Raw genomic sequence first — 26,519 nt, forward strand, 5'->3', positions numbered from 1 at the left:
TACGGAGTTTCGAAGACGCGAAGGTGCGGTCATATCATTGGACGGGTCGGCCTCGGAAGGACGGCTCCGGGCAGTGCCGTCCATCTGTCTCCCGGGAGGTAGATGTGGCGTCGTCATCCGTTGGGCGCTGGTGGCTGGACGTCCCCTATTCGGAGAAGGACCTGGCGAAGGCCGCAGGGGCGCGCTGGGACGCGCGAGCGCGGCGGTGGTACGCGCCTCGGCCGGACATCCCGGCGCTGGGTCGGTGGGCGGCCCGACCGGACCTTCCCGTCCTGCTACCGGGTGAGGACCGGTCCTTCGGCGGCGGGCTGTTCGTCGACCTGGTTCCGTCGTCGTGCTGGTTCACCAATGCACGGTCCTGTGTGACCGGCGCTGATTGGGAGCGGCTGCGGCGGGCGGTCCTCTCCCGGGCCGACCAGCGGTGTGAGGCGTGCGGCCGCGGGCCGGACCGTGACGCCGAGCGCTGGCTGGAGGTCCACGAACGCTGGGATTACGACGAGCACGCCCACGTCCAGCGTCTACGTCGGTTGGTGTGCCTGTGCACCGACTGCCACACCGCGACCCACTTCGGCCTCGCGTCGGTGCGCGGCCGGGACGGCGCGGCCCTGACCCACCTGTGCCAGGTCACCGGGCTCACTGAGGCGCAGGCGCGCGAGCACGTGGACGCAGCCTTCGAGCTCTGGGGCCAGCGCTCCACCACGACCTGGGTTCTCGACCTCAGCATTCTGATCAATGCGGGGATCGTCGTCACGCCGCCACCGCCGGCGTCCGACCGGTGAAGATGGTGGCGGCCGGCCCGCACGGAGGAGCGGGGCGATCAAACCGGAGCCGTCGGCCTGCGATGACCTTCGGCGTGCGGCGAAAGGATGCTCGGCGGTTGGCCGCAGGCCGCAGGCTGCGTCAGGCTACTCGCGTCGGAGGTTCCGTAGGCCGAGACCGTTCCGGTGAGTACCGGGGGTAGACCCGTGCCGAGCGGCCTCCAGCGGCGATACTTGTCGGTACAGCGGCGGTCGTCGGCCAGGGCGCCTCCACGCACCACCGGATCGGCCAGACGTCGGACCGCCGCCTGCTTCTTGCTCAACCGGCCGGTCAGGATGATCGATGTTAAGACTCACGCGGGCGAGGCGGCCTGACGCAGGCAGGTCTGGATCGTCTTGCGGTGAACACCGCTGATTCCAGTTTGATCTGTAAGTCCGGCGACGGGGTCCGTCGAGTCAGGCCGGACAAGGTGAGACCTCCGGAGGTAGACCGCGTCCACGGCGATCAGGCAGTTCGTCGTCAGGACCCGGGCGTCACAGGCGAGCAGGAACTCCAGGGCACGGCACAGTTTCTCGCTGTTCCGGGAGATTCGACTCAGCGCACTCACCACGAACACGAAACCCGGTTCGGTCTCGGCCGTCCTCAGGGCGGCCATCAGAGCCCGGTCGAACCTCGGGTCGATCCCGCTGCAGACGACCTGCCGGAGAAAGCCCGAGGACGCTCCGGCCGCCGTCGCCGTGGGCGCGTCGACCAGTTCGTCATCGGTCGGCAGCTCTGGGCTGGCCGCGACCGGTAGTCGGTAGGACGCCCGGCCTCCACCGTCGACAAGGAGCCCGCGCAAGGCCTCGAGGGCGGACCAGGCACGTGGATAGCGCGCCGCCAGCCCGCCGAACATCCCGCCGTCGAGTCGGCCGGGCGCGCTGGCAAGTAGATGGGACAACGGTCCGGCCGCAAACGTGGTGATCGCCTTGATACCGCCGACGTTGACGACACCGCGGGTGTGCGGCACCTCGAGCGCGCTGTTGCGGACCACTACCGTGGTCGCCGCCTTCAACCAGGGCGATGCATCCGCAGGGTCATGGTCGAACGACTCCTCGAAGAACGGGGCGGAGATCACCTGCCGGGCCGTTCGGTCGAGGGCGGCCATCGCCTCGGCCCGTTGTAGCACATCGCCGGCTATGGCCGCGCTCTCCTCCACCGGCACATCGCATGCCTCGGTGAGCATGCCGGGAAGGGCCCTGTCGCAGAACTGGCGCATTGCATCTGGATCAGGTTTCAGGGGCATGTGACTCCCGATCTTCAATGTGCTTGCGTGGAGCGGCGGACAGCCTCGCATGATCAGGAGATTGACATCATTGCCGCCGATACGCTAATTGTCGGTCGCAAGCTGTAGCTTCTGCATGATAGAGCAAGCTAATGGAAGTAAACAACCTGAATCGTCGATAGCGATGGGGAATCCGTGAGGAGGCGGCGAGCGGCCACAGCCGGAGTAGGGGAGCCGACCGCGTCCGCGTCCGCGCCTCAGGTCGTCGAGACCGCGGTCGTCTCGGCGACGCCCGTCGCCGCGGAGACACCGGCGACGCCGACCGGAAGCGCCGCCGCCGAGCCGACGGCGGCCGGCGCCACCCCTGAGCCGACGCTCCGGCTGGTGGTGCCCGAAGCCGAGGTCGAGGCCCAGATCGGTCCGATGCGCCGGATGTGGGACGCGGGAGGGGAGTACACGCCGGACTGCCCCGGCGACCTCCGCAACGAGGTGGATGCCGAGATGTACTGCCTCGGGACCCGCGCCGAGGACAGCTCGACGATCTATGTCCACGTGTACGTGGCCTGGGTCAGCGGCGACAAGACCGGCCTCGGATGGAGCTATCCCGCCCCGTCGCCCGAGCCCACGGCTGGTACTACGGCAGCCTCGTCGCCGTGATCATGCGGTCAAGTCCGGGCGGGCGCGGGTGATGACCTCCTCGGCGGTCAGCGGCGAAGGCGGATGGTGGCTCAGGCACATCGGTGTGCGGATCTTCATGAATGGCAGGGTCTCGCTCGTGGCGTAGAACTCGCCGACGGCGAGCCGGCCGATGTCCGGGGCGTCGCCGCCGCAGGCGCGGGCCATCATCCGGGCCGCTTCGATCTGGACCGGGGCATTGAGCCGGCCAAACATCTGTGTGGTGGCGTTGCCGGGGATTCCGTTGTGCAGGTTCTTCGGCGCCTGGGTGGCGAAGACCAGCCCAAGGCCGTACTTGCGGGCCTGCGAGGCGAGCGCCAGGGTGCTCGTGGTGCAGGCGGTGGACGGGCCGGACGGGGCGAACGTCTGCGCCTCGTCCATGACGAACAACCCGCCGAGGGGCCGATTTCCGGCCGGATTGCGCTTCACCCAGGAGAACAGGGCGAGCTGGAGCTGGTTGACGAAGCTCTGGCGCTGCTCATCATGTTGCAGCCCCACGAGGCTGATCACCGAAACTCGGGCACGCTGCCCCGGCGCGGGGACAAGCAGCGTCCCAGGGTCGACCGGCTCGCCCTTTCCGCCGAACAACGGATCGTTGACCATCGCCGCTCGTAGCGTCTGCGCCAGCTCGACAGAGCGTTTCCCCGCCGGGTCGAGGTCGTCGGCCACCCCGTCCGGCAGTTCGGCCAGCAGCTCGATGAACGCGGTCAGACCAGTCCGGTTACCGCGGGCGAAATGGCGTAGCGCCGCGGTCAGAACTGCCCGTCCGAGGCTGGCTCGGTTCGCGTTCCCGGTGACGTTCGCTCGGACGGCCAGCGTCGCGACGGCCGCGTCGATCGCCGCCTCGAACTCGTCCGGGTCGTCGCGCAGCCCGGCGAAGTCCGGCAGCGGCTGGAAGGTCAGCGACCGCCCGCCGTCGCGACGCGGCGTCCAGATCACCACGTCCGTGGCGGCCAGGTACTCGGCGGCGAACTGGGCGTCGCCGTCTCTCCAGCCGGCCGGCGGGCTTGGCCAGGCGTCACCGAGGCGGGCCAGGTCGTTGTTCGGATCAAGCACGATCGAGGACACCCCGCGAAGCGCGCACTCCTCGACCAGCCGGCGGATCAGCACCGTCTTGCCCGAGCCCGATCCGGCGAAGATCGTGACATGGCGGCGCAGCACGGCCAGATCGATCCGGGCCGGCGCGTCTCCCCGTACCGCCGTGCCGAGCGTGAGCGCGGACGGGGCCGCGACACCGCCACCCAGGTCGTCCGCCGAAGCGAATGACGAACGAACAACACCGGCGGGTGCCGCGGAGCGTGGCCCCGGCGCGACCTGTGGCGGTGATTCGGGGCCGGGCTCGGCCTCAGGGCCAAAGTCAAAATCAGGGTCAGGGTCAGGGTCACCAGCGCTGCCCAGGCGGCCGGGACCGGGCGTCATGGTGGGGGCGCGGGGCGCCAGGGCGGCGGAGCCGGTCGGGTCGGTGCCGGCCGCGTCGCCGAGTGCCTCCCGCAGAAGCCAGGTGCCGCTGGCGGGGCGCCGGGAGGCCAGCCACGCGCGCAGCCCGGCTGGCCGCTGGTCGAGCAGGGTCCGCAACGCCATGAAAGTGTCCAGGTCGCCCGCGTGCAACCGCAGGGTACGGCCGCCGGCGGCGCTGAACGCGGCCAGGGCCTGCTGCACCTTCTTCCCTGGACTCCACGGATCGTTCCGTAGCAGGAACAGCCGTCGCCGCGGGTTGCCGGCGACCATGGCGGCGGCGGTGCAGGCCGCGGTGATACGCGGCAGAATCGCGTTGCCGTGGCTGGCTGTGATTGCCCGGAAGCACCAGTGCAGCTGCTCGCCGGTGTCGGCGTCGACAGTGCGTGTCAGCCGGGCGTGCAGCGCTGGGCGTGTGCTCGGCATCGGTTCGAGGCTGTAGTCGTGCGCCCCGCCGTTCTCGATGATCCACGCGGACAGTCCGGCGGTCAGCAGCACGGGCACCAGGATGTCCTCGTTGACTGCCGCGACGCGCGGCGCGCCTGCTCGTAGCTCGGCGAACTGGGCGTCGAGCGCGCTGAGCACCTCAGGACTGGTCGCGCCGACCTCGTCAGCCGCTCGGCCGCGTCCACCGCCGCTCCGGTCCTCGCGCCCCAGCCGATCCAGCCGATCCAGGCGCTCGCCGTCCAGGTCGGTGCCATCGGTGAAATTCGTGCTAACGGTGATGTCGGTGATGTCGTGGTCACCGTTGTCCTGAACATCGACGATGTCATTCTCGTCCGCGGCGGCGAAGTCGAACAGTTCACGGACGACGCCCGTGGACAAGCACTCCTGGATATGCCGGTCGATGCGCTGCAACAGCTCGCGCGGGGTGTACTGGGGCGCGCGGTCGAAGGCTGACCGGGCTACCGGCCAGGTCGGATAGTGCGGGGCGAAGCCGATGCGGTCGAAGTCCTCCTGGAACCGGCGTTCGATGATCCTGGCCGTGATCTCCGGGTCGTCCAGCCGGTTGAGTGGCATGATCGCCGAGAACCGGTCACGCATGGAGGCCACCGCTCGTTCACGGAACTGAATCCAGCTGACCGGCAGACAGGCGAGCAGGCACAGCGTCCGTTCCATGCGCTCGTGCAGGACGAGCAGGCCGTCCGCCAGCATGTTCAGCCGCACCGCACCCGACCCGCCGAAGCCGCCCAGGCCGCTGTCCGCTGCCTCGTCGCGTGCCGTGAGCTCGGCGACGACTCCATCGACCTGATCAACCGCGATGACGCTCGGTCCGGTCAGCGCGAGCAGCCGGGACAGATCGCGGGCGATGTCCATCGGCGGGCGGGTCCGCGCCTGCATGCCGCGGCGGGCCCGTTCGCCGGGCTCCTGCTCGTCCATCGACCGCAGATAGGTCTCGCCGACCGCTTGGGCGTCATAGTCGTCCGAGCTGTACAGGACCAGGGCGCGCAGGGTGTGCTGGCATTCGCGAGCCAGCGCCCGGTCGTGGTCGAAGAACGCGACCACGAGGTCCTTGAGATGAGTCGGCTCCAGAGGCTGGTCCCCGACGACCGCGGAGGTCAGCTCCGCCGGCACGCGGAACTGCGCGCACAGCGCCAGAAGGAAGCGCCGGATCTCCGCCTCGCCGTCGACGGTCCGGAAGAGGCCGGTGAGCATCGCCGAGACGACGCTCTCGGCGAACGCGTCCCCACTCACCGGGCCGATCAGGAAGAAGTAACCGCCCCGCCGTTCGACCTGCTGACGTACCCAGCCGAGCAGGTGTGTCTTCCCCGCACCGGCCTGACCCTGGACGACGATGCCTGGCGGCTTCCGCTCGCCGAGCCGGTCCAGAGCCGCGAGAATGCGCCGGCGCGGCTCGACGTGGACGCCGTCGACGTGCACCGGCGAGTCGCGCCAGACGTCCTCGAGCCCGTGTACCCAATCCAGCTTGATGGCGGCGAGCGCCTCCAGTTCGGCGCTCATACCGGCCCGATCAACAGCAGATGGTTGTCGTGCTCACCGATGCGGACCGCGGCCGCGCGGTCAGCGGCAGTCAGGGACTTCTGGTCCTCGTCCGGCACCACCCGCACGTCGGGCCGCCGGGCCATCTGCCGCAGCACCCTGTCGACCTGTTTCCGGTCGACGCCTCCGAGTAGCGGTCGGACGTCGGCCAGCCGCACCCAGTCGTGAGCGTCGGTCGCCAGGCTGGCATACGCCGCCCGAATCGTCGTTTCCAGGCTGGCGGGATTCCCGCTCCGATCGGCCTCCGCGTCCGCCTCCATCTCCGTCTCCGCCGTAGCCGTCTTGGGCGCGGAGGCCGCCGACAGCGGACCGGTTCCGGCCGGATCCGCCTCGGGCGAACCATCTGAGCCCGGATCGGGTGGCCCGGCGTACGCGCCAAGCGCCTCGCCAATCGCCCGCTGCTCACGCACGAGGAGCCGGGCCACCCCCTCAGCGAACGCGAAGAAGACGCCGGCGGGCACGCTGAGCCTCGTGAACTCGGCACTCGGGGTCAGCTCCCGCGACGCCCTGTTCCAGCCGGCGTCCGTCAGCTCGTGGAAGAGGACGTTGCCATGGCCGCGAATCTTTTTGCTGCCGACAAGTCCAAGTTCGTTGAGGCGACGCCGGTCGTCGCCGACCAGGGTGAAATCGAACCGGTCCCGCAGCTCGCTGTTGGAGATGGGCTGGGTCTGGGTGAGCAGAGCCAGCAGGATCGCTGCCTGCCGGACGGTGAGCGCCGTCGCGTCGCGGGTGGCCGAGCCGCCGCGGGACGCCGAGCTGTCGCGGGTCATGGGTTGGTTGCCTCTTCCGATGGTTTCCGGCGTGCCGTTATGCAGCGCTCGATCTGGCTGATGACGAGGTCCACGTCGCCGAGAACCGCGTCGTTGGTGAACCGCAGGACGGTGAAGCCCTCGAGACCGAGTTCGTTGTCCCGCCAGCGGTCGCGTTCGTAGTGCGCCATTGCGCGGTGCTCAGGGCCGTCCACCTCGACGACGACCCGCTGCGCGAACCACGCCAGGTCGACGTAGATCAGCGCCGAGAGCGGTCCCGACCGGTGCGGCTGGTTCCAGGCCCGGCCACGCGCCCAGGCATGGCGGCTCAGCGCACATTCGAGCTGCTGCTCCGCCCGGCTCGCCGGATGTGGCCGCCCCCGTACCGCCGGTACGGTCGCCGCCGGCGGTCCCGGGACGGAGATGGCTGGCGCCGCGGAGGTGCCCGGCGCCGCGCGTGGGGATCGCGGAGCCGCCGTGGGCGGTGCGACCGGCGCTGCCGTCGAGCCGGCCGGGACGGCACAGGTGGACCGGTTGTTCGCGGGGCTCGCCGGACAGGGCAGAGCCTGGATCCGGTCGGCGTGTGGCGCGTCCGGCTGACCGGTCAGCCAGACACCGACACGGCCCTGGTAAGCGAACCACTCCAACGCGTCCAGCAGTGCTCGCTGCTCGGCAGGACGCGATTCCTGCGCGGCTGGATCGACGACCAGCACCAGGTCCGCACGGCCGAACCCCGAGGCGACGGCCTGGGCGGCCCCCACCGCGCGAATATCCGGCGGAAAGCGGCTGGTCCGTGGCCGCGGTCCGCCACGCAGCGAGCGCTCGGCGAGGTCGGCCAGGTACCGCGACGAGATCCCCCAGGCGTCGGCTGTCTTCGAGGCGAGGTCCCGTATCGCCGCCGGCGCCGCTCCACCCGCGGACTCGATCGCCTCGCTCTCGGGCAGCCAGGCGGGCAGCATGGCCATCGCCACCGTCTCCAGCTCGTCGAGTAGCGCTTGCCGGTGGGCGGGCATGGAGGCGAGCACGGGTGGGCGGTAGGCGACGGCGGCGGGCGCGTCATCCGGCAGCGGGTCGAGTGCGCGACGCACAGCGGCGTCCGTAGTCCCCTTGAGCCAGGTCAACCGCGCGGTCGGCAACGCGGCCCAGGACGCGCCAGGCCGGGCGGTAGCGCCGCCGACCGGTCGGGACGGTGGCGCTGTCGCCCAGCGGTCGGCGTTCGAACCAGGAGCGCTCGCCTCACCAGCGGGCGAGGGCGGTCGCGGTGGCAGTTGCTGCGAGGGCGGTGGCGACGGCGACGGTGTTGATGGCGGGGTGTGGGGATCTCCGGCCGTCCCGCCGGAATGCGTGGTGGTCAGCCGGGCCCGCGAGGTACGCGCGCCGCCGCGGGCCTGGGCGGCCGGACGCCGCGCCTCGCAGGTCTCGGAGGCTTCCCGCCGGGCGAGCACGACGCCGGGCCGGGCCGGGCGGGCTGCCGGAGAGGTGGGAACGCCAGCGTCCCGCACGGCGGGGTTCGGCACCGGCGTGACGAACCGGTCCGGCCTGTCGGTCCTACCCAGGACGCCAGCCGGGCTGGGAACACCAGCCGGGCTGGGAACACCAGCCGGGCTGGGGGCGCCAGCCGGCCTCGGAGTGCCGGTGGGAAAGGCCGGCGCGGGTCGAGTCGCGGACGCGGCCGGCGTCTGACGGGGGAATGCCGGTTCGGCGGCGGGCTTGGCGCGGCCGTCCAGGGCATGGCGGACGAGCTGCAGCAAGGTGTCCCGGGCCGACTCGGGGGAGGCATCGAAAAGGTCGATCGGGGCCAGGCGAGCCAGCAGGCCCGGCGCCTCGCACTCCTCGACGCGGACGGGCAGCAGGCGCCGGTCGGATCCGGACGGGTTCGCCGCGATGGCCGCCTGCCATTCGGGCGCGTCGTCAAGACACCGCAGGTAGGCCGCGGAGAGCACGAGAATCGTGCGTCTCGAGCCCACGATGCCTGCCTGAATATGCGAACTCCAGTTCGATCCCGGCACGGAATCCCATGCCTTGATCAGAACTCGATAATTCGCGGACTCCAGCTGCCAGGCGACCCACTCGGCCCAGGCACGGTCCGATGCGGCATAGGAAAGAAAAAAGTCCCACCGGTCCTCCGGCGACACAAGGTCCACCCCCGTCCGGGCCCGCCCCCGTATGCCGGCCCGCGTCGCGATTATTACATCGGCGCAGAGGGCACCGCCCTGGTGGCTCGTCTACGCGCGTGCCCACGGTGCAAAGTACGGACGGGATCGTTGGAACTTCGGGGGGCAAGTGAGGCGGCGGGCGCATCTCCGCCTGGAGAACAGCGGGTCAACGCGCCTGACGGCCTTAGATGACGGCGCTGACGCCCGTCGGGGCGCTGGGCCTCCGGACTGCTGCCGGGCTGGCGGACTGGCGCATCACCGACGTCGCCTGGGTGCAGGTCTTCGGTGACGTCGACCACGCCGGGCAATCGGCGTTGAACTTCGCCGTCGACGACCTCGAGGACAAGACGATCAGTCGGCTGGCGGATCGACTGAAAAGGTAGCCTTCTGATCCTCGAATCCTCGGCCCAGCTTGTCGGGCCGTTCGTCGTTGGCCGACCCGAACGGCTCGATTTTTCCGTACGCAAGATAGCGGAAAAGAACGTAGAACCAGTGGGTCGGCCAGACGGAGATCTTCAACGGCGCCAGGCCGGCGAGGAAGATCACGAACCCGTCCGGCTCGCAATGGGAGGCGCGGATGTGCTCAAACTCGATGTCCGCCCATCCACTGGGCAGGACGAGGGCGAACCGATGCGAGGTCAGATAGAGGTAACCGCGTTCACTGAAGCGCCACCGCGGAGCAGCTGCCTGTCGGTGCCGCTCCTGCCGGTACTGGTTGTAGACGGCGTTGGCCGCCATCGAGGCGGCGACCGTCAGCAGGTTCCCGCCGACCCTGAAGTGACTGCTCTCGTATAGCGGATCGCCGTGGGCGTATGCGTAGCGCACGAATTCGGCCTGCGCGAGGAGGTCTTCCCCGGCTCCGAGGGCGATCTGGCCGGTCTGCGGCGGCGGCCGCCATCCCTCGGCGAGGAGCCGGCTCAAACGTGCGCCTTCATTCCAGCTTGCGTGGGCCAGCTGGTCCGGATGGCCGTTGTTGCTGACGGCAAACGGGGAAGGAGTGCCTCCGTGCCACGGCGATGGACCCCACATTCGACGTCTGCACCTCTCTCCCGCTGGCCGGCCAGCCTACGACGCGCACACGCCAACCAGCGACTCGGGTCGGTGGACGTAGGTCGTGTAATCAAAGGTGACCACGCTCAGCTACATGCTGACCGGCAGCAAGGTTGGCGTGAGCAGGGATAATAGTTCTCTACTCCGATCGTGGAGGGCGGGTTTAGTCACCCAAGGTGACCGCAATATTCTGCCAGTTCCAGTGAGGCTCGACGTCGGTGATCGCCGGGAAATGAAGTGGGGTGGGCGTGGTTGTTCCGGCCGGCGTGCCGCGTATCGACTTCCGGGCCCACCAGGTGCGCACCGGCACGGAGGGCGCGCGGCACGAGTTCGAGCAGATGATCGCTCTGCTGGTGCAGCGTACGGTGGGTGAGGCTCGGCAGATCGTCGCCTCTGGTGGTGACTGGGGAATCGACGTCATGGTGGGCGACCTCGGCGCGAAGGTCACCATCTGGCAGGCCAAGTACTTCATCGATGGTTTCGGGTCCGGTCAACTGAGCCAGGTGAAGTCGTCGTTCGGCCGAGCCTGCGCAGGCGCACGCCAGGGCGGGTACAAGATCGAGCGCTGGGTTCTCTGCGTGCCATGCGACCTCACCCACAAGATGCTCGGCAGTTGGCAGCGCTGGCGTGATGAACAGGTCGCCCGGACCGGCATCACGATCGATCTGTGGGACGCCACCGCCCTGACAAGCCTGCTGCTGGACAGGCGGATGGACGATCTTCGTCGGGGCTTCTACGACCCCTACGGCCCCGCGCTCCCTGAGGACGAAGGCGGGAGTGGCGATCGCCCACCCGCCCGCCTACGGACGACCGCCGACCAGACCGCGTCCCCTGATCTGCAGGTCTGGCAGGGTGGCAGCGAGTTGCTCGTCGGCGCGAGGGGTTACCTGCTCCACGACCCGGTCGAAACGTGGACCGCGCCGGACAGGTCCTGGCTGCTTCGGGATGCGACAGCGGACGAGCTCGACGGGACGTCGCGCCGAGTCCGGCTACGCCAGCTGCAGGTCCGGCGGGACACCGCGGCCTCCGCTGCCGTGCGGGCGGGCCTCACCGAACAGGCCGGCCTCGTTCAGCGGCTCGCGGGAACGCCGGGCCTCCCCGGCCGGCTCGGCTGGGACATCAGCTCCTCCCGCGCGACACTGGTGACGTCGCTCGTCTCGGCGCCGACGTGGCGGGCGGTCCACGGCGGTGGCGCCCCCACTCTGGACCGGCTGGCCGCCGCGGCGATGCTCGGCCACGCCGACGACCTGTGCCGGAATCTGATGGTCCTGCACCGTCGAGGACTGGGCCACGGCCAGGTGACCTCGGACTCGGTCCTGCTGGTCGACGGCCGACGACGGACGGTACTGCGGGACCTGGGACTCGCCGGCTTCGGCCCGGCCGGTTCCTCAGCCGTGACCGCGGCCGCGGTTCCCACGGGTGACGAGCTGTCGGGGGGCGACCCGAGGGCGGATGACGTCCGGCAGGTCGCAGCGCTCGTCCGGCGGTCGCTTGCCCTCCGTCCGCCGGAACTCGGTCGCCCTCCCGGTCCCGTCGTGCCTCCGCCCGCGGTCGTGCTCCGTCCGCCGCCTGCCCCGGTAGGCACTGGCCCCGGCTGGCCGGATCTGGCTGATCTCGCGGCGCTGCTGGATCGGGCGCTGCATCCCGGCCCGGCCGGGCGACCGGCGATTCTCGAGCTCGCCGACGGCCTGCGGGCCGCCCGGCGCCGGCTCTCGGCGGGACGGTGACACCGGTGGTGACAGCGGGCGGCGCGCGGCGGCCTGACGGCGACCGGCCGGCCGGCGCGACGATCGTGACGCGAGCCGACGTCATGCTGCCGGGCGCGCTGGCGGTCGTCCCGTCGGCCAAGGCGACTGAGCAGCTTCAGTGGGCGCCGACGGCACTGGTGACGGAATTCAGCGAACTGGCGGCCCGAGGGGCCCTACCGGCCCGGATGGACCTCGATCGCGGCCAGCTCATCCTCTACACCAGGCGGTATGTCGCCTTCCTCTATCCGACGAAGTTCGGGGACGGGTACAGCCTCGGCCACGTCTCCCGCCGGTCGTTCCGTGACGAGGACAAGCTCAGCCGGGGAGCGCTGATACTGCACTGCCGCGCTCCCTGGGGGGCGTTCAACGACGTGCGGGACATACCTCGTCCGCAGGGCACGTTGAGCCCTCGATGGGCGTCCCACTGGGACCAGCTGAGCCTCGAGTGGACCTCCCTGGGCCGGGTTGTGGACGGCGCTTCGGAGCTGCCGCCGCACCACCGTGACTACCTCGCACTGCTCGACCACGTCGTCGAGGCGAGCCGGGACATCGAGCTCGCGAAACTGAGCGGCATCCCCGAAGCGCCGTACCGGGAGGTGGAACCGACCCGCGAAGAACGCTACTCAGGCCGCGGCGTCTACTCGTTCTCCCTGGCCCGGCCGCCCCGTGGGCTGCCCGTCGGTGCCCTGGTCGAGGTGGCGGAGTGCGGCGACCCGCCGATGCGGGGCAAGGTCGTCCGCAGCGGCGGCCGGACCCTCGTCGTCCGCTTCGAGCGGACGGTCGACTTCCAGCGGATTCCGCCCCAGGGCCGGCTCAGGGCGTCGGTCAGCGATCGAGTCTTCCAGGCTCAACGGGACGCGATCGAGACCCTGGCCAAGGGCGAGGCAGCCAACCCGGCGTTGCTGTCGGTGCTCGTGGACGGCCGCTACGCGCGGTACCAGCCGGATCTCTCCCGTCAGCCGGTACGGCAGCTCGACGAACACCAGGCGGACGCGTTCCGGCGGGCGCTGGCGGTGCCGGACGTCCTGCTTGTCCTCGGCCCGCCAGGCACCGGCAAGACGACCACGATCGTCGAGATCGTCACCGCGTTGGTGGCCCTCGGCCAGCGGGTCCTGGTCACCTCGCACACGAACCGGGCGGTCGACAACGTCGTCGAGAACCTGCCACCCCAGATCAACAGCGTCCGGGTCGGCGCGGAGGACTCGATGACCTCAGCCGCCCGCCGCCGCGGCCTCGACACGCTGACCGAACAGGTCCGGGCCGGAATCCGGGACGCGGCTGAACCGCGCGGTCAGCTGACCGAGTTCCGGCAGAGCCGCGCGGTCTTCGACCAGTGGCTCGGCCACCTGAGGAACAGTCTGGCGGCGGTGGACGCCGCGGAGGCCGCGCTGGTGTCTGTCGAGCAGGCGGTCGACCACGCCGTACAGGCACTCTCGCCGCAGCTCGCGGCCGACCGCCGGTCGGCCGCGGACCGGCGGACCCGGCAGCTCGGCTCGGTGATCCGGCTGCGGGAGGAGCTGGCCCGGCGGCGGGAGGTGCTCGCCCGCCGCGCGAAGACCACCCCGTCGGACAGCCCCGAGGAGTTCTGGCGGCTGGTCACCCGGTTCCGGCGCTGGTTGCTGGCCCGGGCCCGGCGGCGGGAGCAGGGCGCACGGGAGGCGCTCGTGACGGCGCAGCAGGATCTGACCGAGGCCGAGGCGGCGGTGGAGGCGTTGTCGGCGCAGGCCGTCGCGCTGATCGCCGGCGACCCGGAGCACCGTCCGCTGCTCGCCGAGCGGGAACGTCAGATTGCTGCGCGTGACGGTGGCCACGGCGGCCTCCGGCGGACGGCCGAGGTCGTGCGGGGTGGCCTGCGCGAGGTGCTGCCGGCCCTGCCGACGTTGGCGGCACTGGACGACGAGCCCGCTGACAGCGCCGGGTGGGTGCGGTTCCACGACTGGGCGGTCGAGTCGTTCGCGACCGTCGGCCAGCGCGCGGACCTGCTCGGGCATTGGCACGACCAGCTGGCCAGCGCGGAGACCGAGCTCCAGCGCGAACTCGTCCGGTACGCCGACGTGGTGGCCGCCACCTGCATCGGCACCGCCACCAGCAAGGTGCTCAGCGACACCGTTTTCGACGTGGCCCTGATCGACGAGGCGGGCCAGATCTCCACGCCGAATTTGTTGGTGCCGATGGTTCGGGCTCGCCGCGCGGTGCTGGTCGGTGACCAGCACCAGCTCCCGCCCTTCCTGGACGAGGAGGTCCGCGGCTGGGCCGCCGGTCTGAAGAAGGACGGCCGGTACACACCGGAGGCGGTCACGAGGGTCAACGGGCTGCTGCGCGCGAGCGGCTTCGAGCTGCTGGTGCCCGGGGCCGCGGCGACCCGGGCGAACTACGTCGAGCTGAACCTCCAGCGCCGGATGCCCGAACAGGTCGCGCGATTCGTTTCCGACGCGTTCTACGCGGGCCGGCTGGGAACCCGGCACGGCGGTGGGCGAGACGACCCGTTGTTCCGGTCCGCGTTCGCGATGATCGACACCTCCGACCGTCCCGCCGGCGAACGGGGGGAGACGGCGCTGAAGGCCACCGAGACACGGCACGAGCAGGGGTATGTCAACGCGCTCGAAGTGGAGCTGATCGTCTCGCTCCTCGCGCGGGCCGCCGGCTGGTACCGGGACTGGGCCGTGATCGTCCCCTACAAGGCGCAGGCGAGGCGGATCAGCGAGGCACTCGCGGGGGAGTTCGGAGACCCGACCACGGTCGCCGACAACGTCGGCACCGTCGACTCGTTCCAGGGTGGCGAACGGGATCTGATCATCTACGGTTTCACCCGCAGCAACAGCCGGAACTCCGTGGGCTTCCTCACCGAGCTGCGGCGGCTCAACGTGGCGGTGTCCCGGGCCAAGCAGCAGCTCGTGATGGTCGGCGACCTCGCCACGCTGAGATCGGCCACGGACACCGAGTTCCGGAAGAAGATCAGCATGATGGAGGACCACCTGCGCCGGGACGGCGACCTGAGGCTCTCCTGCGAAATCGAGAAGCTGCTGCGGGACCCGCGGTGAGCCCCGACACCGCACCGGTGATCTACCCGGCCCGCCGAGCGGTCGAGCACGCTGTGTCCCTGCCGGGCGTGCGGCCACTGCGGCTGTTCCCCGTCCTGTGGCCGCTGCGCCAGGTGGAGATCATCGCGTTCGTCGACGACGAGCAGGCGTACGAGGTCATCGACCACTTTCTGGTGCGTGGGATCGCCGAGGGCCAGATCAGCCGCATCACGGACCTGGCCTGGTTTCTCGCGCTGCCGGAGGCGCTGGTACGTCGGTGCGTGGATTTCCTGCGGACGATCGGCCATCTCCAGGTGGCCGGCGACCGCCTGCTGCTGACCGACCTCGGGATTCGGTCCTGGCAGGCCGGGATCCGCTACGAGGCGAAGGAGAGCCGTCAACACCTGCTGTTCGAGCGCCGGACCGGCTGGCCGCTGCCGCGGCGCTACTACCAGGGTGACGTCGCCGTCCTGCCCGACCTGAACGTCCCGGACGAGCGCCTGCGCGACCGCAGCCGCTTCCTGGGAATGTTCGACGCGACCCCGTGGCGCCCGGACGTCGTCCACGCCCTGACGGCTCGGCCCGACCGGGCCGAGTACAACCTGCCGGGCACGCTCAGCGACCTGCGGGTGCTCGGTGAGCGGGACGTCTACCTGCCGGTCTATCTGGTGGAGACGGTCGGGCACGGGGTGTTCGTGTACACGGCCCTGGCGGAGGAACCGGACCGGCTGTTCGCCGACGTCGTGACGCAGATCGGCACCGTCGGTGACCTGATCGAGGCTGAAGGGCTCCTCGAGCCTCGTCAGATCTGGACGGAATGGCTGACGAAGTCGTCCGTCGGGCCCGGGGTGCTGAAAAAGGGCGGCAGCGGCGTGTGGCGCATCGTGTTGCCCGCGGCGAGCTTCGGTCCGGCCCGGGGGCAGCTGGCGGTGACCCGGGTCGGGTCTTACGAGCTGCGCCGCCACCACTTCGCCCAGCTGTGGTGCGACGACGCCGAGGTGCGCCGGCGCGCGGTCAGGGAGCGCGCACTCGGCCTGAGCCGGTCCCGCGGCGTCGACTCCGCGGACGACCTGCGCGAGCGCGTCGCCCCGGTCGCGCGCGCTCTCCAGGTCCCCGCTCCGAGCCTTGACGAACTGCGGACGTTCGCCGCGCGTTCCGGTAGGACACGCGAGGTCGCCCGTCTCGAGGCGCTGGCCGCTGCAGCCTCGCGACGCCCCTGACACGCCTGGCCGTCACCGGTCGGCCTGCCTTTGCACCACGAGGGCACGGCAGTCGGCATCCAGGCGACCGGGATACTCCCCCATCGGCCCGCTCGTCGTCAGCAACTTCCCGGGCACCTCGCCGAGCTTTCTGGCCGGCATCAACCTGCCGCCCTTGCTCAGCGCCGGAGCCATCGGTGCCGAGACGGGTCCGGCTAACGCCCACGCCGCGGTAGCCGGACTGTCCGTCTCCCTGCCGACTCTCGCCGGCGTGACCGTCGGCGCGGTCGAGTCGTCCTACGCCTACGACCCATCCACCTGCTTGGAGGGCTTGAGAACGTGGTCATCGCGAGGTCGGTCTGCATCGACGCGCCCTGACTCGACGACGCCCCGACCCGGGGCCGTGCAGTATCCGGGTTGTCAGTAGACGTCGCGAAGATAGCGTCCGTCGGTAATGAGCTGTCGGACATAGTCGCCGGCCTGTGCGGCGTTCAGGTCCCCGTGCTTCGCCACGACGTCGCGCAGAGCGGTGTCGACGTCCCTGGCCATCCGCGCCGCGTCTCCGCACACGTAGACTGCTGCGCCCTCGCGCAGCCATTGCCACAGCGGTGCGCCTCGCTCGCGCATACGGTCCTGCACGTAGATCTTGGCTCGCTGGTCGCGGGAGAAGGCCGTGTCGAGTCGGGTCAGCAGTCCCGACCGCGCGAACTCGGCGAGCTCATCGCTGTAGTAGAAGTCGGTCGCCCTGCGTTGCTCGCCGAAGAAGAGCCAGTTGCGACCGGTGTGACCGCGGGCCCGGCGCGTGTCCAGGAAGGCGAGGAACGGGGCCAGCCCGGTGCCCGGGCCGATCATGATCGTCGGCGTCTCCGGGTCGGACGGTGGGGCGAATCCCGAGGAGCGGGCGACGGCGACCTTTAATGGCGTACCGGCCGGAGCGTCGGCGAGGAATGCTGACGCCACACCGGTGCGTGCCGCGCCCGAGGGTGCGTTGTAGCGCACCACGGACACGAGCGTCCGAATCTGTCGGGGCGAGACTTCGGCCGACGACGAGATCGAGTACCGGCGTTCACGTAGGGGCTTGAGGAGCTCGCACCACTCCTGCGCGGAGGCGTGCGTGCCGGTCTCGGTGATCACATCCACGGTCTGCCGTCCCCAAAGCCACCCGTCAAGATCTGCCCGGTCGCCGCGCAGCAGACGTTGGAGGTGGCGGGAGCCGCTGCGCTCAGCCACGAAGGCGAGAAACGCGCGGGATGGCTTCGCGATCTCAAGATGGTCGCGTAGGGCGACGGCGAGCTCCGTCCGGCCGAACTGGAGCAGTTCGACGATCGTGTCGCCGCGCAGACCTGTCGTGCTGAGCCATTCGTCGACCAGCTCGGCGCGATTGCTGGGCCGCACGACGAGGACGTCACCGGTCTCGTAAGTGAGGTCGCTGTCCTCCAGGTCGATCAGGAACTCACGAACCTCCTTGGCTGAACCCACGCCGCTGAGCAGTCGGTTGCCCGCCAGGATCACCCGGTGTGTCTCACTCACCCGCGGGCCCGAGGACGCGCCCGGGAGTCGCGACACCGGCGGCACAGGCACAGGCACAGGCTCGGGTCTGGTGGGGGAGGCCCCTGCGCGAGCAGCAAGCACCCGGTCGAGCCAGGCCCGGGCCGCCTCGTCGAAATCCGGCTCGCAGTCGACCCGGTCGGCCAGGCGCAGTCCGCCGAGTTCGGCGAGCAGCTCGTCGATGCGCCGACCGTGGCCGCAGAAGTCGCTGTAGCTGCTGTCGCCGAGGGCGATCACGCTGAAGCGGACGTCGTCGAGCGGCATCGAGCGAGCTCGCAGCCTCGCCAGGAATTCGGAGCCGTTGTCGGGGGACTCCCCGTCGCCGAAGGTGCTCGTGACGACCACGAGGTCGGTGTGCGGGGCGATGTGGTCGATCTCGTTGAGGGGCAGCGTGGTGACGACGGTGCCGGACTCGGTCAGCCTCGCCTCGGCCTGTTCGGCGACCCGTTCCGCGTTGCCGGTCTGGGAGGCCCAGCCGAGCAGCACCCGGCGCCCGCCCGTCCCCGGCGGGTCCTCGCGCGGCGAGACCCCGCGCCCTGGCAAGATCTCGCGTCCTTCGGCCGGAAGGCGTGACCAGAGGCCGGCCAGTGCGCCGTTCACCCACAGGGCCGTCCGCGCGGTGACTGGTGCCGAGGGCGGGAGCGTGGGTACCGAGGTGAGCGCTCCGCGCGCGAGATCGAGGCCCAGGCCCGCCACGAAGCCGGCCAGATAGACGCTTTCGTCGTCGTTCAGTGCCGGGGGGGCGGCTGTCCCACCGAGCCCGAGCAGGCTCGCGATGGGCGCGGCGGAAGCCACGGCGTCCGCGTGAAGTACGTCGTCGACGAGGGTGGGCGGCGGCTGCGCCGGGGTGGGCGTGTGGACCCGCGTGAGCGCGACGGCGCTGGCCTTGAACCCGGGCTGCAGGGAGACAGGGTCGACCGCGTCGGATGTCGTGGCGTTCACCGCGAGGTACTCGCCGAACATGTCGTTCCAGTGGAACGGGGCGAAGCAGTTGCCCGGCTGGACCCGGTCGGTGACGGCGGCGGGAAGGACGGCGCGCCCTCGCCGCGAGGAGACCTCCACCTGGTCACCTTCGGAGATGCCGAGTGCCGCGGCGTCGTCCGGGTGAATCTCGATGAATGGAGCCGGGTTGAGCTTGTTGAGCCGCCCGACGCGTCCGGTCTTGGTCAGGGTGTGCCACTGGTGCTGGAGGCGGCCCGTGTTGAGAAGATATGGGTACTTCTCGTCGGGTATCTCCTGCGGGTCGACGTGCGGCCGCGGCCAGAACTTCGCCCTCCCGGACGGAGTCGGGAACCGTGGGCCGTCGTCGGTCATGTAACGGATCGGGTTGCGAGCGCCGGCGCCTGGCGGTGCGGGCCACTGCATCGGCCCGTCCCGCAGTCTGCCGTGGGTGATGCCGCGTAGGTCCCATCCGGTCACCGGATTCCACGCCTGACGTAGCTCGTCGAACACTTCCTGCGCACTGTTGTAGGTGAAGTGGTCGGCATATCCCAGGCGGGTGGCGATTCCCGCGATGAGCTGCCAGTCGGCGCGGGCCTGGCCGGGTGGGTCTGCCGCGGGTCGGGTGAGGGTGAGATTCCGTTCGGAGTTCACCATCACGCCGTCCGTCTCCGCCCAGACGGCCGCGGGCAGGACGACGTCGGCGTAGCCGGTGGTCTCCGTTTCGGTGAAGGCCTCGTGGACGAGGACGAACTCGGCCGTCTCCAGACCTTCGATGACGGTGCGACGGTTGGCGACGGTGGCGACCGGGTTGGTGCAGATGATCCACGCCGCCTTGATCGCCCCGGCTGACATCTGCTCGAACATTCCGATCGTGCCGTTGCCGTGGTCCGCGCGGATCGTGTCCGCCGGCAGGCCCCAGAGCTGCTCGATGTGTGCGCGGTCGGCGGGGTCCAGGAGCGACCTCTGCCCGGGTAGGCCCGGCCCCATGTAACCCATCTCGCGGCCGCCCATCGCGTTGGGCTGTCCGGTGAGCGAGAACGGCCCGCTCCCGGTGCGGCAGATCGCGCCGGTCGCGAGGTGGAGGTTGATCAGAGCGTTGGTGTTCCAGGTGCCGTGGGTGGACTGGTTGAGTCCCATCGTCCAGCAGCTCATCCAGCTCCCGGCGGCCGCGATGAGTGCCGCGGCGGCGCGTAGGTCGTCCTCCGGGACGCCGGTGATGTCGGCGACGGTGGCCGGGTCGTAGCCGGCGAGGAGGTCGGGCATGGCGGCCCAGCCCTCGGTGTGGGCGGCGACGAACGACTCGTCGACCGCGCCGGAGGCGTGCAGCAGGTGAAGCAGTCCGTTGAGCAGTGCGATGTCCGTGCCCGGTCGGAGCTGGAGGAACAGATCGGCCTTGTCCGCCGTCGCCGTCCGGCGGGGGTCGACCACGATGAGCTTCGCGCCGGCCTTGACGCGATCCATCATCCGCAGGAACAGGATCGGGTGGCAGTCGGCCATGTTCGCGCCGATGACGAGGAACACGTCGGCGTGGTCGAAGTCGTCGTAGCTGCCGGGGGGAGCGTCCGCTCCGAGGCTGAGCTTGTAGCCCGAGGCGGCGCTGGCCATGCACAGCCGGCTGTTGCACTCCTGGTACTGGGTACGGAGGAAGCCCTTGGCGAGCTTGGTGATCAGGTATTGCGCCTCGATGCTCAGCTGGCCGGACGTGTAGATGCCGATGGCGTCCGGGCCGTGTTCGTCGCGCAGCGCCGCGAGGCGGGCGGCGGCGAGGTCGAGCGCCGTGTCGACGTCTATCGGGGCCGGCTCCTCGTCGTGGCCCGCCCGGGCCAGCGCGGTGGTGAGGCGTCCAGGCGCGTTGAGCAGCTCGGCGGTGGTCGCACCCTTGGTGCACAGCCGGCCACGGTTGGCCGGATGATCAGGATCCCCCGTGGAACGGACAACCCGCGGGCTGTCCCCGCTGCGGTCGACCTCGAGCACGATCCCGCAGCCGACACCGCAGTACGCGCACACGGTCCGGACCCGGTCCAGCGCGACCTTCGTGGTCACCGAAGCACCAGGTGCACTCTGTGGTGTCCTGTGGGTGGGGTGATACGCGGCGCTGGCACAGGGCGACGGTTCCAGAGCCGGGTTACCCGGACTCGCGTGTCGGGTTGCGGTCGCGCAACTGTCCCCTCACCGCGGCGGACGGCACGTGGCGAGCAATCCGTTTCGGCGAAGTAACCGGGCCGACCGTCAGGGATAACTCGCGGTGGTCAGTGTGGCACTGACCAATGTGGCACCGACCCCAGATCGGAGAGGTGACTGCGTCATGCCCGGAACCCCCCGGCAGCACATCGTCGTCGTCGGCAACGGCATGGTCGGCCAGCGGTTCGTGGAGACACTGCGGCAACGTGACACCGGGGGCCGGTTTTCGATCACCGTGGTGGGCGAGGAGCCGCGCCGTGCGTACGATCGCGTCGCGCTCTCGTCCTACTTCGACGGCGTGAGTGCCGACGAACTGGACCTCGTGGCCGCGGGCATCTACGACAGCCCGCATGCGACGTTGCATCTGGACGAGTCCGTCACGGCGATCGACCGGGCCGCCTCGACCGTCACCACCAGCCGCGGTCGCACCCTCGGCTACGACGTCCTCGTGCTGGCCACCGGCTCGTACCCGTTCGTTCCTCCTGTTCCGGGCAGGGACCTCGAAGGCTGCTTCGTCTACCGGACCCTCGACGATCTGGACGCGATCCGCGCCGCTGCCACTGCGGCGGCCGAACACACGCGTGGCCGCCGGGCCGGGCTGGTTGTCGGCGGTGGGCTGCTCGGGCTCGAGGCGGCTCGGGCGCTGCGCCTGCTGGGCATGAGTCCGCACGTGGTGGAGCTGGCGCCGCGGCTGATGCCGCTCCAGGTGGACGAGCCCGGCGGCGCGGTGCTCCGCCGACTGATCGAGCGCCTCGGCGTCACCGTCCACACGGCGACGTCCGTGGCCGCCGTCGAGCCCAGCGGCGGACGGCTGCTCGCCACCCTGGCCAACGGCACCGAGCTCGACCTGGACGTCGTCGTCTTCTCCGCCGGCATCCGTCCCCGCGACCAGTTGGCGCGTGAGTGTGGCCTTGCTGTCGGGCCGCGCGGCGGCGTCGCGGTGGACGCACGCTGCCGCACGACCGACGAGTCCATCTATGCCATCGGGGAGTGCGCCGTCGTCGACGGTCATGTGTACGGCCTGGTCGCCCCGGGCTACGACATGGCCTCCGTGGTCGCCGAGCAGCTGCTCGGCCGGGACGCCACGTTCACCGGCGCGGACCTGAGCACGAAGCTCAAGCTGCTCGGTGTCGACGTCGCCAGCTTCGGTGACGCCCTCGCGGCCACGGCGGGTGCGCTGGAGGTCCGTGTCGAGAACGCGGTGGAGAACACCTACGCCAAGATCGTCGTCTCCGACGACGCCAGCACGCTGCTCGGCGGCATCCTCGTGGGTGACGCGAGCCGCTATGCGGCACTGCGCCCGCTGGTCGGGCGGCGGCTCCCGGCGGACCCCGTCGCGATGATCGCCCCGACCGGCGGAGTCGACCTCGACGCGGGGGCCCTGCCTCGCGAGGCGCAGATCTGCTCCTGCAACGACGTCTCCAAGGGCGCGATCCTGGACTCGATCGTCGAGCACGGTCTCACCGACGTCGCGGGGATCAAGGCGTGTACGCGGGCCGGCACGACCTGCGGGTCCTGCGTGGCCCTGCTCAAGCCACTGCTGGCCGAGGCCGGCGTCGAGGTCGGCACGGGGCTGTGTGAGCACTTCGACGTCACCCGGGCCGAGCTCTTCGAGATCGCCCGCAGTCAACGGATCGGCACCTTCACCGAGCTCGTTCAGCGGCACGGACGTGGCCGCGGCTGCGACACGTGCAAGCCCGCCGTGGCCTCGATCCTGGCCAGCCTGGGGCACGGCTATGTCCTGGACGGAGAACAGGCCGCACTGCAGGACACCAACGACCATTTCCTCGCGAACCTCCAGAAGAACGGCACCTACTCGGTGGTGCCCCGCATCCCGGGCGGGGAGATCACGCCGGAGAAGCTGATCGTCATCGGCGAGGTGGCCCGCGACTTCGGCCTCTACGTGAAGATCACCGGCGGGCAGCGCGTCGACCTGTTCGGGGCGCGGGTCGAGCAGCTGCCGCTGATCTGGAGGCGTCTGGTCGACGCCGGGATGGAGTCCGGCCACGCCTACGGGAAGGCGATGCGGACCGTGAAGAGCTGCGTCGGCTCGACGTGGTGCCGCTACGGTGTCCAGGACTCGGTCGGCCTCGCGATAGACCTCGAACTGCGCTACCGCGGCATCCGTGGCCCCCACAAGATCAAGGCTGGTGTCAGCGGCTGCGCCCGCGAATGTGCCGAGGCGCAGAGCAAGGACATAGGCGTGATCGCCACCGATACCGGCTGGAACCTCTACGTCGGCGGCAACGGGGGAGCACGCCCGCGACACGCCGATCTGTTCCTCACCTCGGTCGACACCGAGACTCTCGTCAGGACCATCGACCGATTCATCATGTTCTACGCACGCACGGCCGACCGCCTGCAGCGGACGTCCACCTGGGTCGAGTCGCTGTCCGCGGACGGTCAGGACGGACTGGCGTACCTGCGCGGCGTGCTCGTCGACGACAGCCTCGGCATCTGCGCCGAACTGGACGCCGCCATGGAATCGCACGTCGCGCACTACTCTGACGAGTGGGCCGACACCCTCGCCGACCCCGAGCGGCTCAGGCGGTTCGTCAGTTTCGTGAACGCACCGGAGGTGCCGGACCCGTCCATCCAGTGGGCGCCCGAGCGCGGCCAGATCAAACCGCTGATCGCCGGCCCGACCCTGGAGGTGGTGTCGTGAGGACCGTGGAAGCCGCGAAGGCCGCGAAGGCCGCGGAGGCCGTGGAGGCCGTGGAGGCCGACGGGTGGGACAGCGTCTGCGGCTCCCGCGACCTCCCCGTCGAGCGGGGCGTCGCCGCTCTGCTCGGTGACGTCCAGGTCGCGATCTTCCGGACCTATGACGGCGCGCTCTTCGCTGTCGGCAACCAGGATCCGTTCTCCGGAGCCTTCGTGCTCTCCCGGGGAATCGTGGGCTCCCGGGGAGAGACTCCCACTGTCGCCTCCCCACTTCACAAGCAGGTCTTCGACCTGCGCACCGGTCGCTGCCTCGACTCGGACGGCGTCGTCATCCCGACCTACCCGGTGCGGGAACGTGACGGTTACGTGGAGGTCCACGTCGGGACGACAGCCGGGTGGGCGCCGCAGTGACCGACTCCGGCCCGGTGACGGCGCCCGTCGAGCCGCTCGCCGGTTACACGGTCGCGCTCACCGCGGCGCGCCGGCGTGAGGAGTTCGGCGCGGCCCTGGAGCGACGCGGCGCCAAGGTCGTCTACGCCCCCGCCATACGCATCGTGCCGCTCGCGGACGACGCCCGGCTGCGGGAGGCCACCGAACGCTGCATCGCCGCACCCGTGGACGTCGTCGTCGCCACCACCGGAATCGGCTTCCGGGGCTGGGTCGACGCGGCCGAGACGTGGGGTCTCGCCGACCGGCTGGTCGCGGCGTTCGAGTCGGCGGACCTGCTGGCACGCGGGCCGAAGGCGCGCGGTGCGATCCGGGCAACCGGGCTGCGTGAGGCGTGGTCACCCGAGTCGGAGTCATCCTCCGAGGTCATGTCATACCTGACCGCCCACGGTGGCCTGGACGGCAAGCGGATCGCGGTGCAGCTGCACGGCGAGCCACTGCCGGACATGGTCCAGACGCTGTGCGCGGCAGGCGCCGAGGTCATCGAGATTCCCGTCTACCGGTGGGTCCCGGCGCAGGACATGGCTCCCGTCCGCCGCGTGGTGGAGTGCGTCGCGGCACGGTCGCTGGACGCGGTCGCGTTCACGAGCGCGCCCGCCGCCGCGAGCTTCCTGCAGACAGCCGACGAGATGGCGCTGCGATCCGCCGCCGCGGAGGCGATGCGCGGCCCGGTTGTCGCCGCCTGCGTCGGCCCGGTGACGGCCGCTCCCCTCGGGCGGGCTGGGATTCCGTGCGTGATCCCGTCGCGGGGACGTCTGGGCGCGCTTGTCCGGGAGATCGTGGAGCAGGTGCCCATCCGGCGTGGCCTGCGACTGCGCGTCGGCGAGCGCGCGCTGGACGTCCGTGGCCACGCCGTGGCCGTCGACGGTGTGCTCGTCGCGCTGCCCGCCGCCTCGATGACGCTGCTGCGCGCCCTGGCGGCCAGGCCTGGCTATGTCGTCTCCCGGGCGGACCTGCTCAACCTGACCGGCACGACCGACGAGCACGCGCTCGAGGTCGCCGTGGGCCGCCTGCGCACGTCGCTCGGCGACCCCGCCCTCATCCGGACCGTGGTGAAGCGCGGATACCGGCTCGACTGTGAGCCGGTATCCGCCTCCTCCGGGTGCCTCTAGGCCATCCCGGCGTCCAGGTTGTCCCGGTGTCCAGGCCATCCCGGTGTCTCAGATGCCGGCGGCGCGATTCTCGGACGGACGGACATAGACGGCCCAGGTGACCGCGAGGCAGAGTGCGTAGAAGGCGATGAAGCCGACGTAGGCCGCGTCGCCGTTCCCACTGCTCAGGAACGACTGGCGGAACGCGATGTTGACGAGCACACCGCCGAAGGCGCCGATCGCGCCGGCAATGCCGATCACGGCGTTCGCGATGCGCCGCGCCTCCTGCTCTCCGCCCGTGCGGAGTCGGAACACCGCCGGGATCATCTTGTAGACCGAGCCGTTGCCGATCCCGCTGAAGACGAACAGCGCCATGAACCCGACGAGGAACAGCGGCAGCGAGCCCTGCTTCGAGGCGACGAGCACGACGATGCCGGCCGCCGCCATCGCGGCGAAGTTCCACAGCGTTGTCCGCGCACCGCCGAGGCGGTCGGCCAGCCAGCCGCCGACCGGGCGGACGAGCGAGCCGGTCAGCGGCCCGAGGAACGTCAGATACATGACCTTCACCGGGTCGACCCTGCCCGTTGCCGCGGAGAGGAAATGGGAGCCGAACTCGTTGGACAGCACCTGCCCGAACGCGAAGCCGAAGCCGATGAACGAGCCGAACGTCCCGATGTAGAGCAGCGAGATCAGCCAGGTGTGCACGTCGGCACAGGCGTCGCGCATCGCCCGCTTCTCGTTCCGCACGTTGGCGATGTTGTCCTGTAGCAGCGCGGCCGCCGCAATCGCGATCACCACCAACGGCAGGTAGATCGCGACCATGACCCGCGGATGATCCTTACCCGCGGTCGCGATGACGAGCAACCCGATCAACTGGACAGTCGCGACCCCGATGTTGCCCCCGCCAGCGTTGAGCCCGAGCGCCGCGCCCTTGAGCCGCTGCGGGAAGAACGAGTTGATGTTGGTCATGGACGAGGCGAAGTTCCCGCCCCCGACGCCGGCCAGTGCGGCCAGGACCAGCAGCGTCGCGTAGCTCGTCCCGGGCTTCAACGCGATCCCGGTGGCGATCAGCGGGACGAGCAGAAGTGCTGCCGAGATGACCGTCCAGTTGCGTCCGCCGAACTTCGCGACGGCGAACGTGTACGGCAGCCGCACAGCGGAACCGATCGCGGTCGGTACTATCGTCAACATGAACTTCTGGGCGGCGGCCTGCTTCGGGTCAGCGGAGATCCCGTACTTCGGGCCGAGGAACAGCACGAACACCGACCACAGCGACCAGATCGAGAACCCGATGTGCTCGGAGAACACCGACACGAGCAGGTTGCGCCTGGCGACCGCCCGGCCTCCTCCGTCCCAGAACTGCTCGTCCTCGGGACGCCAGTCCTCCAGCCATCGCCCCCGGATCAGCCCACCAGTCGCCGGTGCGGTGGTGGCAGTCGGAATCGGATCCAACGTCGTGGTCATTGTTCCTCCGGTCGGCTGCGTAGTCCGGTTACCGTGATGACCTTAGGAACCGCGGATTGCCTGGGCGTTCGCGTGCGGGGGCGACGGCGCAACGGATCCCACACCGTGC

At 70.4% G+C, this 26,519-nt stretch carries 16 protein-coding genes; 9 read left to right on the forward strand and 7 right to left on the reverse strand.

All coding sequences use genetic code 11. From position 1 onward, the window contains the following. The first annotated feature begins 104 nt into the window (after positions 1–104). Complete coding sequence (locus tag FRANEAN1_RS07215; protein WP_020459094.1) at positions 105–779, forward strand: DUF5710 domain-containing protein; 675 nt, start codon at positions 105–107, stop codon at positions 777–779. A 332-nt stretch (positions 780–1,111) separates the two neighbouring features. On the opposite strand, the gene FRANEAN1_RS07220 is transcribed toward FRANEAN1_RS07215, so the two are convergent. Further along, the gene (locus tag FRANEAN1_RS07220; protein ID WP_020459096.1) at positions 1,112–2,044 is read right to left on the reverse strand and encodes a hypothetical protein; all 933 of its coding nucleotides are present in this window, start codon (positions 2,042–2,044) and stop codon (positions 1,112–1,114) included. Positions 2,045–2,218: 174 nt separating this feature from the next. Here FRANEAN1_RS07220 and FRANEAN1_RS07225 point away from each other — a divergent pair, with 174 nt between their 5' ends. Then, the gene (locus FRANEAN1_RS07225; RefSeq protein ID WP_020459097.1) at positions 2,219–2,680 is read left to right on the forward strand and encodes a hypothetical protein; all 462 of its coding nucleotides are present in this window, start codon (positions 2,219–2,221) and stop codon (positions 2,678–2,680) included. Here the strand turns inward: FRANEAN1_RS07225 and FRANEAN1_RS07230 are convergent, their stop codons facing one another. From FRANEAN1_RS07230 to FRANEAN1_RS07240, 3 genes are read right to left on the reverse strand one after another with little or no spacing between them, the layout of a single operon-like run. Continuing rightward, complete coding sequence (locus FRANEAN1_RS07230; protein ID WP_020459098.1) at positions 2,681–6,115, reverse strand: DUF87 domain-containing protein; 3,435 nt, start codon at positions 6,113–6,115, stop codon at positions 2,681–2,683. Continuing rightward, positions 6,112–6,924: a hypothetical protein gene (locus FRANEAN1_RS07235; protein ID WP_020459099.1), complete on the reverse strand. Its 813-nt coding sequence runs from the start codon at positions 6,922–6,924 to the stop codon at positions 6,112–6,114. The genes FRANEAN1_RS07230 and FRANEAN1_RS07235 overlap by 4 nt, the downstream gene beginning before the upstream one ends. Then, positions 6,921–9,047, reverse strand: a complete 2,127-nt coding sequence (locus tag FRANEAN1_RS07240; RefSeq protein ID WP_347177017.1) for a TIR domain-containing protein — start codon at positions 9,045–9,047, stop codon at positions 6,921–6,923. The genes FRANEAN1_RS07235 and FRANEAN1_RS07240 overlap by 4 nt, the downstream gene beginning before the upstream one ends. A gap of 200 nt (positions 9,048–9,247) precedes the next feature. On the opposite strand from FRANEAN1_RS07240, the gene FRANEAN1_RS07245 reads away from it, so the two are divergent. After that, positions 9,248–9,442: a hypothetical protein gene (locus FRANEAN1_RS07245; protein WP_041253793.1), complete on the forward strand. Its 195-nt coding sequence runs from the start codon at positions 9,248–9,250 to the stop codon at positions 9,440–9,442. On the opposite strand, the gene FRANEAN1_RS07250 is transcribed toward FRANEAN1_RS07245, so the two are convergent. Next, complete coding sequence (locus FRANEAN1_RS07250) at positions 9,411–9,980, reverse strand: hypothetical protein (RefSeq protein WP_049795592.1); 570 nt, start codon at positions 9,978–9,980, stop codon at positions 9,411–9,413. The two genes, FRANEAN1_RS07245 and FRANEAN1_RS07250, sit on opposite strands and share 32 nt — an antisense overlap. A gap of 371 nt (positions 9,981–10,351) precedes the next feature. On the opposite strand from FRANEAN1_RS07250, the gene FRANEAN1_RS07255 reads away from it, so the two are divergent. From FRANEAN1_RS07255 to FRANEAN1_RS07265, 3 genes are read left to right on the forward strand one after another with little or no spacing between them, the layout of a single operon-like run. Beyond that, the gene (locus FRANEAN1_RS07255) at positions 10,352–11,836 is read left to right on the forward strand and encodes a hypothetical protein (RefSeq protein WP_049795593.1); all 1,485 of its coding nucleotides are present in this window, start codon (positions 10,352–10,354) and stop codon (positions 11,834–11,836) included. 5 nt (positions 11,837–11,841) lie between these two features. After that, a complete protein-coding gene (locus FRANEAN1_RS07260; RefSeq protein WP_020459103.1) occupies positions 11,842–14,898 on the forward strand; it encodes an AAA domain-containing protein in 3,057 nt (1,018 codons plus the stop codon). Next, positions 14,895–16,097, forward strand: a complete 1,203-nt coding sequence (locus FRANEAN1_RS07265; protein WP_020459104.1) for a hypothetical protein — start codon at positions 14,895–14,897, stop codon at positions 16,095–16,097. Before FRANEAN1_RS07260 ends, FRANEAN1_RS07265 begins: the two co-directional genes overlap by 4 nt. Before the next feature lie 399 nt (positions 16,098–16,496). Here FRANEAN1_RS07265 and FRANEAN1_RS07270 read toward each other — a convergent pair whose 3' ends face one another. Continuing rightward, positions 16,497–20,609, reverse strand: coding sequence for a bifunctional nitrate reductase/sulfite reductase flavoprotein subunit alpha (locus FRANEAN1_RS07270; protein WP_020459105.1), 4,113 nt, complete (start codon positions 20,607–20,609; stop codon positions 16,497–16,499). Between the two features lie 262 nt (positions 20,610–20,871). Here FRANEAN1_RS07270 and nirB point away from each other — a divergent pair, with 262 nt between their 5' ends. The 3 genes from nirB to FRANEAN1_RS07285 are packed head-to-tail and all read left to right on the forward strand — an operon-like array spanning position 20,872 to position 24,967. Next, the gene (gene nirB, locus FRANEAN1_RS07275; protein ID WP_020459106.1) at positions 20,872–23,412 is read left to right on the forward strand and encodes a nitrite reductase large subunit NirB; all 2,541 of its coding nucleotides are present in this window, start codon (positions 20,872–20,874) and stop codon (positions 23,410–23,412) included. 50 nt (positions 23,413–23,462) lie between these two features. Beyond that, positions 23,463–23,819, forward strand: a complete 357-nt coding sequence (gene nirD, locus FRANEAN1_RS07280) for a nitrite reductase small subunit NirD (protein WP_049795907.1) — start codon at positions 23,463–23,465, stop codon at positions 23,817–23,819. Next, complete coding sequence (locus FRANEAN1_RS07285) at positions 23,804–24,967, forward strand: uroporphyrinogen-III synthase (protein ID WP_049795595.1); 1,164 nt, start codon at positions 23,804–23,806, stop codon at positions 24,965–24,967. The genes nirD and FRANEAN1_RS07285 overlap by 16 nt, the downstream gene beginning before the upstream one ends. A 48-nt stretch (positions 24,968–25,015) precedes the next feature. On the opposite strand, the gene FRANEAN1_RS07290 is transcribed toward FRANEAN1_RS07285, so the two are convergent. Next, a complete protein-coding gene (locus tag FRANEAN1_RS07290; RefSeq protein WP_020459109.1) occupies positions 25,016–26,410 on the reverse strand; it encodes a nitrate/nitrite transporter in 1,395 nt (464 codons plus the stop codon). Positions 26,411–26,519: the final 109 nt, after the last annotated feature.

The sequence above is a fragment of the Parafrankia sp. EAN1pec genome, from assembly GCF_000018005.1.
Lineage (GTDB): Bacteria > Actinomycetota > Actinomycetes > Frankiales > Frankiaceae > Parafrankia > Parafrankia soli.

Bases quoted from the DNA above. Each gene is read 5' to 3' on its own strand.
- nirB (WP_020459106.1), top strand. From the start codon at position 20,872: ATGCCCGGAACCCCCCGGCAGCACATCGTCGTCGTCGGCAACGGCATG.
- FRANEAN1_RS07230 (WP_020459098.1), bottom strand. From the start codon at position 6,115: ATGAGCGCCGAACTGGAGGCGCTCGCCGCCATCAAGCTGGATTGGGTA.
- FRANEAN1_RS07235 (WP_020459099.1), bottom strand. From the start codon at position 6,924: ATGACCCGCGACAGCTCGGCGTCCCGCGGCGGCTCGGCCACCCGCGAC.
- FRANEAN1_RS07290 (WP_020459109.1), bottom strand. From the start codon at position 26,410: ATGACCACGACGTTGGATCCGATTCCGACTGCCACCACCGCACCGGCG.
- FRANEAN1_RS07245 (WP_041253793.1), top strand. From the start codon at position 9,248: ATGACGGCGCTGACGCCCGTCGGGGCGCTGGGCCTCCGGACTGCTGCC.
- FRANEAN1_RS07220 (WP_020459096.1), bottom strand. From the start codon at position 2,044: ATGCCCCTGAAACCTGATCCAGATGCAATGCGCCAGTTCTGCGACAGG.